The organism is Pseudoalteromonas sp. TAB23, assembly GCF_000498075.1.
GTDB classification, from domain to species: Bacteria; Pseudomonadota; Gammaproteobacteria; order Enterobacterales; family Alteromonadaceae; genus Pseudoalteromonas; species Pseudoalteromonas arctica.
The window spans coordinates 22,864-35,152 of record NZ_AUTP01000117.1 but is presented as its reverse complement, the minus strand read 5'-3'; the positions used below and the strand labels follow the sequence as shown (position 1 = coordinate 35,152).

10 protein-coding genes and 1 pseudogene are annotated in these 12,289 nt (G+C 38.2%); 3 read left to right on the top strand and 8 right to left on the bottom strand.

What is annotated here, in order from left to right; all coding sequences use genetic code 11:
* Positions 1–36: 36 nt before the first annotated feature.
* The 4 genes and pseudogenes from L654_RS0103355 to L654_RS0103340 all read right to left on the bottom strand — a co-directional run bounded on the left by L654_RS0103355 (position 37) and on the right by L654_RS0103340 (position 2,826).
* Positions 37–825 (bottom strand): PhzF family phenazine biosynthesis protein, encoded by a 789-nt coding sequence (locus tag L654_RS0103355; protein ID WP_024607269.1) that lies wholly within the window; start codon positions 823–825, stop codon positions 37–39.
* A 19-nt stretch (positions 826–844) separates the two neighbouring features.
* Positions 845–1,320 (bottom strand): annotated as a pseudogene (locus L654_RS01000000125400) (pilin).
* Positions 1,317–2,141, bottom strand: a complete 825-nt coding sequence (locus L654_RS0103345; RefSeq protein WP_024607268.1) for a hypothetical protein — start codon at positions 2,139–2,141, stop codon at positions 1,317–1,319. Before L654_RS0103345 ends, L654_RS01000000125400 begins: the two are co-directional and overlap by 4 nt.
* Positions 2,142–2,211: 70 nt before the next feature.
* A complete protein-coding gene (locus tag L654_RS0103340) occupies positions 2,212–2,826 on the bottom strand; it encodes a PQ-loop repeat-containing protein (protein ID WP_033010146.1) in 615 nt (204 codons plus the stop codon).
* Between the two features lie 290 nt (positions 2,827–3,116).
* Here L654_RS0103340 and L654_RS0103335 point away from each other — a divergent pair, with 290 nt between their 5' ends.
* Together L654_RS0103335 and L654_RS0103330 are read left to right on the top strand one after the other, a co-directional pair.
* Positions 3,117–4,250, top strand: coding sequence for a PepSY-associated TM helix domain-containing protein (locus L654_RS0103335; RefSeq protein WP_024607267.1), 1,134 nt, complete (start codon positions 3,117–3,119; stop codon positions 4,248–4,250).
* Between the two features lie 49 nt (positions 4,251–4,299).
* Positions 4,300–5,460, top strand: a complete 1,161-nt coding sequence (locus L654_RS0103330) for a tetratricopeptide repeat protein (protein WP_024607266.1) — start codon at positions 4,300–4,302, stop codon at positions 5,458–5,460.
* 16 nt (positions 5,461–5,476) lie between these two features.
* Here the strand turns inward: L654_RS0103330 and L654_RS0103325 are convergent, their stop codons facing one another.
* From L654_RS0103325 to L654_RS0103310, 4 genes are all read right to left on the bottom strand, one after another.
* A complete protein-coding gene (locus tag L654_RS0103325; protein WP_024607265.1) occupies positions 5,477–8,293 on the bottom strand; it encodes a hypothetical protein in 2,817 nt (938 codons plus the stop codon).
* A gap of 122 nt (positions 8,294–8,415) precedes the next feature.
* A complete protein-coding gene (locus L654_RS0103320; RefSeq protein ID WP_024607264.1) occupies positions 8,416–9,963 on the bottom strand; it encodes a PH domain-containing protein in 1,548 nt (515 codons plus the stop codon).
* Entirely contained in the window at positions 9,956–10,489 is a 534-nt protein-coding gene (locus L654_RS0103315) for a PH domain-containing protein (RefSeq protein WP_024589616.1), read from the bottom strand. The genes L654_RS0103320 and L654_RS0103315 overlap by 8 nt, the downstream gene beginning before the upstream one ends.
* A 36-nt stretch (positions 10,490–10,525) precedes the next feature.
* The gene (locus L654_RS0103310; protein ID WP_024607263.1) at positions 10,526–11,374 is read right to left on the bottom strand and encodes a D-hexose-6-phosphate mutarotase; all 849 of its coding nucleotides are present in this window, start codon (positions 11,372–11,374) and stop codon (positions 10,526–10,528) included.
* A gap of 427 nt (positions 11,375–11,801) precedes the next feature.
* Here L654_RS0103310 and L654_RS0103305 point away from each other — a divergent pair, with 427 nt between their 5' ends.
* Positions 11,802–12,284 carry a MarR family transcriptional regulator gene (locus L654_RS0103305; RefSeq protein WP_024589614.1) on the top strand — a complete coding sequence of 161 codons (483 nt, stop codon included), beginning with the start codon at positions 11,802–11,804 and terminating at the stop codon, positions 12,282–12,284.
* Positions 12,285–12,289 lie beyond the last annotated feature (5 nt).

Here is a 12,289-nt window from a genome sequence, read left to right as displayed (position 1 = left end):
GTTTAACGTGGCCTTTTTTATAACTTAATTCACAGATCAAATATAAATAGTGCCTTTTAAATACCTTACAGCATGCCCCGTTAAGGTGACGGTTGTATCACCCACTTCACATAGTAAATGCCCGCCTCTGCTTGAAGCCTGATAAGCGCTTAACGTAGTTTTACCCAATTGCTGCGCCCAGTAAGGTGCCAAGCCAGTATGAATAGAGCCTGTTACATAATCTTCGTCGCCACCGCTTGCAGGCCAAAAATAACGAGATATAAAATCATATTCAACACTTGGAGCAGTGGCCACTACATCAAGTGGATAAAGCGTTTTTAAAAGCTCTGAGCTAGTTTTTAATTCAAGTATTTGATCGGCGTTTTCATAAATAACAAAGTAGGCTTGGCGATTTTTAAGCACTTTACTCGGTTGTATAGACAGGCCATCAAGCAGTTGCTGCGGCACATTTTGCACTTCAACCGGTGCTTGTTTTGGAAAGGTCATTGCAAAGCTGCCATCAGCGTTTTTATTAACGATTAGCTCGCCCACCGCATCAGCAATAAAGCGAATTTGCGATATATTATGCTCTTCACATAAAACATAGGCAGCCGCAAGTGTGGCGTGACCACAAAAATCGATTTCCATTAAGGGCGAAAACCAACGAATAACAAAACTGCCATCGTCTTGCAGGCAGGTAAAAGCAGTTTCAGATACGTTATTCTCAGCGCCAATCTTTAGCATTAAATCGTCACTTAACCACGATTCTAATGGGATCACTGCCGCATAGTTACCTTTGAATAACTCATTCGTAAACGCATCAATTTGATGAATAGCTAATTGCACTTTAATCCCCTAAACTATTTTATATACACGCTGAAGGTAAAATTTCTTTTGGTACTGTTGTTTTATTTTCGCCAACCGCTTGCATGCCAGTTACCGGTTCGTCAAACCCACATAACCACGCAATTGGGCTTGTAGGGCTTCCCGTTACAACTGCGGGTCTGAATGTTAAAACTGTATCTTGCAAAAGCTGTGAAGCTTTATTACCCAAGCTAATATGAATAGCACCATTATCAACTGTAATACCTGTTACTCGATTGCCAATCAAAAATTTACTTGCAGGCACACCTGCTTGTTCATTACTTGCTGGAAAACGCCTGTTTTCAAGATAATAAACCGTAACGTCTTCTCTAATGGCAGNGCTGCCATTGCAAGTGGGTCAACAAGTTCTGCTCGTTGTATATACTTACTGTATTGAGGTAGCGCAACCGCAGCTAAAATACCAATAATGGACACCACCACCATCAACTCTATTAACGTAAATCCTTTTGTTCTCATAGCACTTCTCCTAGCATAAATAGTGGTTGATAAGCCGCTTTCACAAATAAGCAAATAGACACAACAATGACCAAACCATAAACAATAACGAGCTTACTTATAAAGCTTTTAATATGTGTATTAAGTAACTTTAGCTGCTGCTTTAATAACGCTTTAAATTCTTCTTGGGTTTCTAAACCTAGCAGCTCGCATTGAGCTAAGTGCTGGGTTTGAGGTGTAGAGGCTTTAACACCCTTTTTATGATTACTTGGAAATAATAGCGTGGTAATTAAAGAGTTATGCTCATTAATTAATTGACGAGGAATAAGAAATTTAAATAAACCCGAAAAAGGCTTTAGCTCTGTGAGAGCACTTACATTTTTTAGCTTTAAAATAACGGTAAAAATAACACTCAGCAATAAAACGAGTAAAATAATTGGCACATACCAGTACGTAAAATAATCATCAAATACATGATTTAAAGAAACAGTATGCTTGCTATATATCTCAACAAAAGTAGGCACAACAAAAGACTGATACAACAAAGAGGATAAAACATAAATAACAAATACAATGGTTAAGTAACTAAGCCAGCCCTTGTGCTCAAACTTAAATTCGTTAACTAATTCCGGTAAACATTGATAATACGTAGCTTGCTTTTGCGATGTTGCCTCATCTTGAGATGCAATTTGCGTCACCAGATTATGCGCTAATTTACTATGCGACCCGCTATTGGCATACATATTTAAATGGGGCGGTGTACTCAGCTCATCTTTTTGCTCTGTACTTAGTGTTTTAGAGCTATTAACACGGCAAATATAGCCAAACTGATTCCAATTCATACTTTATCCTTTTATTAGATAAAGTAATTTGCCATAAATTAGGCTAAATAGGAACTTAAGTAGCTTGTTTTTAAGCCATTACAGGCCGCATTCTATAATATTGCATACAACCAAATTGCACAGCATTGGTAAGCAACAGCATAATAAACATAAGTAAGTGCGCCGTGCTTGGAGCCGCTGTTGTAAGCTCAACAGCTAAGCCGCAAATACCAGCAATAAACTGCAAGCTAAAGTAGCGCGCGCTTAAATTACTTACATTACCCGTACGCAATGTTTTATAAGTTTGCGGCATAACACGTACCGAACTCATCACAAGGCCAACATACGTTAAAGCGCTTAATACCGTTGCAGTATCGAGGCTTGAATTCAAAAGTAGTGAAAAAGGCAGTAACGAAAAACCTAGCATAGTAAACAACTGTACCCGTTCTCGTTTAGCTGCGTTATAACGTGCAAAAAAATACAAAATAAGTCCGCTTAACGCACCGGTTACAATAAATGGTAACGCAATATAAAAACGCTCAAAATAAATATTGTAGGTTATAAAATAAAGGCTTTGTGCTAACCCAAACGTCATCATCAATAGTGATAAACCTGAGACACTACGATTTTTTCGAATTTTGTTTAGTAATGGTAAAAAACTAAAAACCAAAATAAATGAAGACAATATAGGCAAATAATGCGCCAAAGCAACCTCGCTCGTTACATAAATGTTAATTAAAAGCAGAAATAAAAACATTTAATAAACATTTGTTTTAAAAGGCTTTTACTATGAGCGCGGCATTGTAGAGCCGCGTAAATTTAACTCAACTAAATAAGAAATTCTTGTTTTAGGTACTGGCAAGCTAGGTATACAAAAACCGTAGAATTAAGTTCACGGTTTACCGGTTTAATAGAAAGCCTCACCGCCAAACTATTAAATGAAAATGATAGTTGTTATCATGCGCAAGTCATCAACTGCTGTATATAAAACTACCTATGAGAAAAACTCTTTTTAAAATTCACAGTTGGATCGCTCTAATAGCTATCATTCCATTGATTGTTATTAGTATTACAGGGAGCGTATTAGTTTTTAAAAGTGAAATAGATGGCTTACTTATGCCAAGCAGGCACTTTGTTGTAAATGCACTGCCAGAGCGCATGCCAATCGACACGTTAATTGCAAAAACAGAGCATGCTTACCCTGAATATGTAGTAGGTAGTTGGGAGATTTTTAACGATGATACAGCTGATCGGGTTTATTTAGTCAAACGCGGCACAGAGCAATGGTATAAGTTTCATTTAAACCAGTATACGGGTGACATTTTGTCTGAACCTGTTGGTACCAGCCATTATTTTACCGATTGGTTTTTAGAACTACATTACACTTTTTTACTGAACGACTTTAAAAACTTACCAGGGCAAACAGGCACTGTACTAGGCTTCTTTTTTGCTCTGTTTTTATTGGTATTAGGTATTACAGGGCTTATTATTTATCGTAAATTTTGGCAGCGTCTATTTAGTGTGCGCTGGCGTGCAACACTGCAAATTGTACTTAGCGACATTCATAAAATGACGGGGGTTGTAGGATCTCCCATCATTATTATTTTAGCTATCACAGGTGGCTACTTTAACTGGGCGGTGTGGTATCACGAAGTTATTGAACACGCAGAGGAAGAGCACTTTGTACTAACCAAAAACCTACACAGTAGCGATATTTCGTTTCAACACATACTCAATGACAGTAAAAAACAAATACCCACTTTTAACGGTACGTTTTTAGTTATGCCACTCGAGCCTGACGAAAACATTACCTTATTCGGCGAAGTCGATACCGCCAACCCACTTGCTAGTGAGTATGCCAATACTGTTAGCTATAACAAGCTAACAGGCAAACATTTAACTAACTGGGATATTCGCGAAGTAGGAGTTGGCTGGCAGGTAATTGATAGTTTTAGAAAGCTTCATTTTGGCTACTTTGCAGGGCTAATAAGTAAAATACTGTGGTGCGTAATTGGTTTAAGCCCAGTGTGGCTAGCAGGTACTGGTTTTTACTTATGGTTTACTCGCCGAAAACGTAAAAAACAATCACAAAAAAACCGCTTAAGTAAACGCAGTACAGCAAGTGCTTGATTAAAAACCCACCACATTGTAATGTAAAATTTAACAATGGAGTGGGTTTATGATGTTTTATAAAATAGCAGTCTGTATTACTTTTTTATATTTAGTTGGATGTAACACAACCAAGGTTCAGCAAGTAGAACAACAAATAGAGCTTGAACAACTATTAAACCATTCTTTGTTTAATAAACTCGACACTCCTTCTGAGTACAGTATTTTTGAGTTACCGGATACTGAAAAAGAAATGTTTTTAGCTTACGCCGAAAACCAAAAGCTATCCCAAATCCGTGATGACCGCATTATTTACAACTACCTCGAAAGCAACTTAGCTAACTTTAAATACCACGGCGATACACTTACTTCAGCCCAAGCCTTAAAACTTTCGCAAGGCAACTGTATTAGCTTAGCTGTTTTAACACAAAGCTATGCACAAACTCTCGGACTAGAAACGAGCTTTCAAGAAGTAACAAGTCAGCCTGTATACGCAAAAGAAAATAATGTTGTTTATGTAGCAAGCCACTTTAGAACAAGAGTATACGCCCCAAAAGTAGAGAAAGAAGATGATAATATTGTTGAATTTTTCAGAGCGGGCACCTTAATCGACTACTTTCCTACCCGTCGCAGTTTTTATTCAAGCAGTGCAGATTATAACGATTTAGTTTCGAAGTTTTACAGTAATTTAGCTGCAACAGCGCTAGCAGACAAACAGCTGGATATTGCTTACTCGCTTATTTTACAAGCAAACAAATACACTCCCAATGATCCTGAATTATTTAATATAGCGGGCATTTTGCATCGTCGGGCTGGTGATTTACAAAGCGCTAAAAACATCTATCAAACAGCACTTAGTAATAATGAAATAAGCATTAATTTAATCAGCAACTATCAGCTTTTAGCTAAAAAATTAGGCGACAAAGAGCTTGTTAAAGAGCTCACTTCACAATTAGTTAATAAAGAAAAAGACCCATACGAATTACTAGTAATCGCTAAAAACGACTTACAAGCTGGCCACGCTCATCAGGCTAAAGCACACCTTGAGCAAGCTATTACTAAAGCGCCTTACATTGCTGAGCTATACTTGGAACTCGCAAAAGTTCGCTATCAACAAGGTAATATTAAACAAACACAAACCTTACTTGAGAAAGCAATTGAACTAGAACGTGATAATCAAAAACTCGATGTATATCAAGCTAAGTTACTATCCTTGCAGATGGATAAGTAACTTAGCCAATTGATATTTATAACGAATAATAAAAGCTCAGCCAAGCACGCATTTCATCTTCAAAACTGTCGCCTTCTACTCGCGACAGTCCCATATTAAACGTTAAATCGTTTACACCTGCTGGCCCCATTCCAAAACTAAAGTCACCTTGGTATTTTAAGCCGTAGCTTTGTGCGTATACGGTGTCGTCGAGTTGATGTTGCTTATAATAAAGCCACGGCATGCCTTCTTTAAAGCTAAAGCCGCCACCGTAGCCTTGATAGCGCTTTGCAGTTGCACTGTAAAAAGGCAGCTCAGATGAAAGTACATATTCACTATTTTGCTGCTGATTAATAAGATTTGAGCTAAAGCCACCTAATGCAAGGCTCCTGTCGTCACGTTGCTTTTGAGAAAAGTTTGCATAAAGAGGAATACCAAATGCTTTACCAAAAATTTTTGCTGCTAAATCATAACCTTGCCAATTATTACTTTTGCTACCGCCATCGTACCAACTCGCATAAATACTTTGGCCTATAGCAAAGTCTTGACGATCATATTGCCAATTTTGAGCAATACCTAAACGCGTCCAACTTTTATGGCTTTGCTTATAATCAGTGTAATTGTAGGCAAGCTCTGGTGTTAAACTTAACTGTCCAAATTTAACGGGGTAACTTATTGCGGCAAAACCACCACGGGCATCCATGTCTGCACTTAGACTTTGCTGATACTGGCGCGATGTATCTAAATTGTAGTCAAACAGTGCAAGTTTCAGTTTTACATCAAGCGCATTATATTTTGCCTGCACATAACCACCGTGCAATGCCCCATCGTGTAAATCAGTGCTATAACCCGCTTGTAAGTCGAGCTGCTTTAATAAGTCGCTACTTTTAATGCTTAAATCTAACAAACTGGTAGAAGCCGAATAATACTGGGAGCCAATCGCGAAAGTAGCGTGCTGGTCGAGCACGTTGTAATTTGTTTGCTCTGTAGTTTCGTGCTTATATATTTTAGCTTTTGGAAGTGTATGTTCGTTTACTATTAGCAGCGGTGCTTTTTTGTTAGCTGCAAACTCAGTAACTACAGTGCTTTTTATAGCTTTTGGCAGTGTTTTTACATTTGGCCCATCTGCAGTTATCGAAAAATAGAGTAACGAGCCATCGGCCATTTCAATTGGGTGGGCAACGGCATCTTGCCCTTGGGTTAACTTGGTGAGTGTTTTACTCTCTATGTTGTAGTTATAAATATCGGTGGCGCTATTTAAACCTGCAACAAAGTAAATTGACTCGCCATTAAGACTAAAGCTCGGCTGACTTAAATATTGATACCCGTTTGGCATAGGTACTAATTGCTGCTGATTGCCGCCTACATCTTGTATATACAATTGCCAGTTTTCATTTAATGATGTTGATAAATAAGCTAATTTAGTTTCATCAGGACTGAGTATTGGGTAATCGTAAGTTGTCTCAAGGCTTTTTGTAAATAATGGTGTGATGGTTTGCGTATTGAGATCAACCTTTACTAATTCAGAGTAGCCATCTCTTATTTGCTCGCCATACAAGGTTTCGCCGTTACTGGTTACGTTAAAACGACGTATACCAGCAAGTTCGGTAAGTTGTGTAATATTTCCAGTGTCAGTGTTATAGCTAAATATGTCAGACACTTTGTTATAAATACCCGACTCTTCATTGCTGTACGCATTGAAATATAACGTTGTGCTATTTACCCATTGAGGATTTGCAATACCGGCTCGGTTAATTTGATTAAGTACTTGTTTTTGTTCGCGCTTAAACACACTGGGCGCTGTATCGGGAATATCTTGTGCATCGTTTTCGAGTAGCTCTTTTTGCGCTTTAGTAAACTCTTCTTGCGCTTTAATGTTGTCATCAGTGCTATAAATTATAAGCTTGGTATTACTCTCTTTATCTCGCTCAACAATCGCAATTTTACTACCATCTTTTGAAAGTACTGGGTTACTTGCATATAAGTTAAGCTCAAGCCAAAGTTCACTATTAAGTAACGGCTCCCCTTGCTCTATTTGCATTGCTTTATAGGTATATTCAGCTATAAATCGGCGATATAGCTTGGCTGCACTTTGCCCAAACACACCGCTAAATGCCTCATCAAAATTCCGCGTTTTTACGCCTTGCATTCGCGCCCAAACACTATCGAGTGTTTGTTCTGAATAGTTTTTCTCTAACCAATTTAAAAAGCGACTACCCATTAAATACGCCATTGAGCCGCCCATAAAGCCCTGCTCGCCATTTAACTGCCCATAGGTTGGCAGTGCGCCCTGTTGAGCAAATTCTCGCAGTATTGACTCTGAGTAGTTATCAAACAAACGTCCACGACCCGTCATTTTAGACTCAATCAATGTGGCATAACCTTCGGCTACCCAGCGCGGCGTATCACTGTAGGTTAAGTCGTATAAATCCCATATACCACGTACTTTCTGCTGCCAGTCATTGCGTGTAGGCTGTGCTAAATGCACTAAGTGAATATATTCATGCAACACAAGCAACTGCTGCCAGCCAGCGCTGTTTGATATAACTGTGTCGGATTGTGGTGGGGTTGTAAAAAGTGCCATTACAGGGTTACTTGAGGTAGGTAGCGCAAAGCCGTTTGCTGCATTTAGGGGATCAAACACCACTACATCAACTGTTTTATCAAGTGCTCTGTTTTGCTGCTCAAGCACTTTGGTGCGTACTATTTCAAGCTCTGTTGCAGTTGATTTAGCAAAATCAGCATGCTCAACACTGTAGTGAATGTTGAAATGTTCAGTATGAATAGTTTGCCAATCGGCTGCAAAGCTTGGTGCTACTAGTAATAAAGCTGATGCGATAAGTGTTTTTTTCATGAGCGTCCCTAAAAGAATTCCTTAATACCATCTAGGGTATTATTAAATGTCTTTCATGGGCAGTAAGAAAGTGTAATAAAGCATGTGCAAATGTGTATTTACACATGTTTTATTAGGGGAGTTTACATCCAGCTGCGAGTATCTGACTCAATCTGCTTAATTGTAAAATCAATAATAAAGTCAGCATCTTGCTGCTTTATGTAGGGCATAAATGCAAAGCCAGAAGCAAGTTGTATATACAGGCTTTTTAAGCCTGACTTTCTCATTAAGTACGTGCTTATACTGCGTGCACTTTGCGCTTTATAAAGCTCAAAAACACGGTAATGAACGCCAACCATACCTTTGCGTACAACCATGTAAAATCGACCATTATCCTCATGCATGTAATAACCATAACGCTGATACGATAAAGTTACCAAGCCAGAAAACACCACCAAAACACCAAGGCTTATCAAAGTATTAATATCAGCAATAAAACAAAAGCCAAACACTAATGCACTCGGTAACAGTGAATAAAAGCCTAAATTTTTATACAAAAGCGCTCGCTCTGCGCGCTTAAAAGCGAGTTTTTTACTATTAAACCACGGGTAAATCCATTGGCATACACTATCAACTTGTTCGCTATTTAATACGGGTAATACCAAGGTTTGTTTATTTTTTTTAGCCGCAACACCGGCTGCTATTCCCCCGCTACTTGCTTGCAAGCACTCAACGGTAAATCGCTTTAGTAATCGCCCCATTAGGTTTTGCTTAATAACAATAGATTGCACTTTATCCATGCTCATTGAAAGCTGATGGCGCTCTAACAAGCCAGCAATACGTTTAAACTTTTGACCTTTAAAATAAAGCTCAAAGTTATAAAAACGAATAAGCGACATAGTCACCGATAGCATTACAGCCACCAAAACTAACAAAACAATTAAGGTGATCATCGCAAAGGTAGCAGCACTTGCCAGCATACCAAGCTCTTGTTGGTAAAAGCCTTCTACTTTCGCAATAATTTGCTTCTCTAAAAAATCAACAATCAGGTTTATAAAAGGGGCCAAAGCAGCGATTGCTAAAATAGCCATATTCGACATTAAACCAAATTTAGCTATTTCTTTATTGCTAATGCTTAGGCTGTTTTCGATAATGTCTGTTTTGCTTTGTTCAGTATTTTGTATTTCTTGCTGTTGCTGTGCTTTAAAATCAAATATTTGTTTACGCATTTGCTGTGCATAATCTTTAGTGACGCCAGGTAAAACAACTTCTTGTGACACACTGCCAGCTGCATCAAAAATACAATTAACTAAGTTTACGGGGGTAAAATAAAATGGCTCGGCAATATTAACGTTTTGCACACGACCAAATTTAAGCGTAAGTCGCTCTTTTTTAAATACACCTTTGTTAAGCAATATTTCGTTGTCGCTACTAATACAAAACTTAAAATTTAAATAATATAAAAATGAGTAAATAAGCAACGAAATTAGCGCAATCCCACCTGCAACCTGTGCCCAAAACAACTTATTTTCTACTTGAGTAACAAACACGACAAGCATAGGTAGTAAGTTTAAAAGGCCATCTTTTACAAAGCGCACACTAAAGTGCACAACAAAGTATAAAAGTGCCCAGGGCGATACTTTCTGCCAGTAAATAGGGCTCGCTTTATCTTCGATAGTTGTATTACTCATCGACTAAAGCTGCCTGAGTAGTTGCGTCGTCTTGGCGGTAGTTTTGTACAAATTGGCGCATATTTTTACAATCATCATGGGTTAGCCCACTAATTTGTAAATCGGCACTTACACCACCAGCGCTAAATAATTTAATACTCGCAAGGCTAAGTTTTCGCTCTATTGGCCCTTGGTGTATTTCCATATGCTGTACACGCGCTAAAGGTAATACCGTCACTTGTTGCCAAATAACGCCTTTTTTAAAAGCAATGTCATGATTTCGCACTGCAAAACCTCGTAACCTCACACTTATCATGTTGTACAGCATAGATACGGCCACCAAAATAGGCATACCAATTAGCAAATACGTTTGTGCATTATTAGCAAAGGCTTCATTAAAATAACAAACAGCAATAAGCGCTCCAATTAGCGGTATATAAAACAGAAGCGAGCTAAGCTGTGTATGTAATAAGGCTTTATCAGCCAATGGCTTAAAGCTAATATCACTATGCTTTGGTAAATCCATTATTTGTTGATTGTTAAACACTATTTGTCCCTATTCCTGCTTTTAATTATGACTAGCTTACCAACTAATGGTGGTTATTAAGGTGTGGCTTTGTTTTGGCTCAAGCGTTACTTTATCTGTCAGTACATTAGCAGCCTCTAAGCAGAGCATTGTTTTATATTCATCATCAGCAAAGTTAGATAAGCGTTTTGATTTTTCTATCCATGGATTCCACAGTACACACGAACTTGAGTTTTCGCGGCTCACATTAATAACACCTTCTGGCGTATTAATGGTTTGCATTGTATTTGCTTGTGTATAAACCATGTCGGTTTCGCGATTAAAGCTTACAACATCGTTTTGTACAAATGGCCCTTCGCTAAACTCAATATATTGGGCGCCTTGCAAACCATTTACATGGGTATTTGTAATGTCTGATGTAGGAAAATAGGTATGCAGCGCTTGGGTAAAGCTAAATGGCGCACTCCCTAAGTTAGTGGTCGTTAAGCTAACCTGTAATTTATCGCTTAATACAAACTCAACTTTTAATGCTGACTGATATGGCCAATACGTTGTATTAACAAGCTTCATGGGTAGCTTTAAACTAACTGTAATTTTCTCATCAGATTCGTGTACTTCATCAGCTTGCCACACGCTTGTGCGCGCAAAACCATGGGCAGGCCACCCATCATTAGCGTGTGTACCAAACCACGGCCAACAAATAGGAATACCACCTCGAATACTTGCCCCTTCTTGATAGGTTTCGTCTTGTGATACCCATATAAGTGGCTTGTTATTTTTAGGGATAAAGTCGGTAATTTGCCCACCTTGCAAAAATATTTTTGCATCGCACTTTGAGCTAGCTATTTTAATAAACTCAAGACCGGTTTCGCTTTGCTCAATGCTAACTGATGGCGATAATTTCATACCTTCCCCTATAATACTGATACTAAAGATTTTTAATATTTGTGCAGAAACAATAATGCATGCTTAAAGTATACGCTATTGATATTAAATATTGATTGCTGAATTTGTTCATTGCCGATTAATACATATACAGTAAACTCACAAACAATTACTTTGTACTAACAGCTGTAAATGAATAATACTAAAGTCTATACAATAAGACTTGCCAATTATTCACAACATACGTACTGTGCGCAACTTAATGCACACAAGATGCTAAGAAAATTTACTATAATTTAAACAATATAATTTTACATTAGTTACTGCTCTAACTATTAAAAACCAATAAAAGCGGCCTAATGTGCAATATATTGTTTGAATTCAATTTATTTGATGTGTAACATTTCGCGATTACGGCAAACTACCGCCCCATCGATGAGATAAGCAAATGCAAAAATATGACGAGTTATTGGTTTCTTTACGTAAAGTGATCCGCGCGATTGACTTACATTCTAAGCAGCTAAATAAAACTTCAGGTTTAACTGGGCCACAACTGCTTATAATGCAAGAAGTTGAAAAAACCGATGGAATAACGGCGAGCCGTATAGCTCAGAACGTAAATTTAAGCCCGGCAACGGTCACCAATATTCTCGACAGAATTGAAAGCAGAGATTTAGTAACACGCGTACGCAGTCAAATGGATAAACGCAGAGTGAGCTTATACCTCACCGAAAAAGGAAAAGAGTTACTTGATAAAGCACCTCAGCCATTGCAACAACACTTTATTGAAAAGTTTTCTGCGCTTGCTGAGTGGGAACAGAGCCTTTTACTCTCATCAATGCAGCGTGTAGCCGCGATGATGGATGCAGATAAATTAGATGCATCGCCCCTTCTAGAAGTTGGTGCACTTACTCAAGCTCCTAAAGAATAAACAAT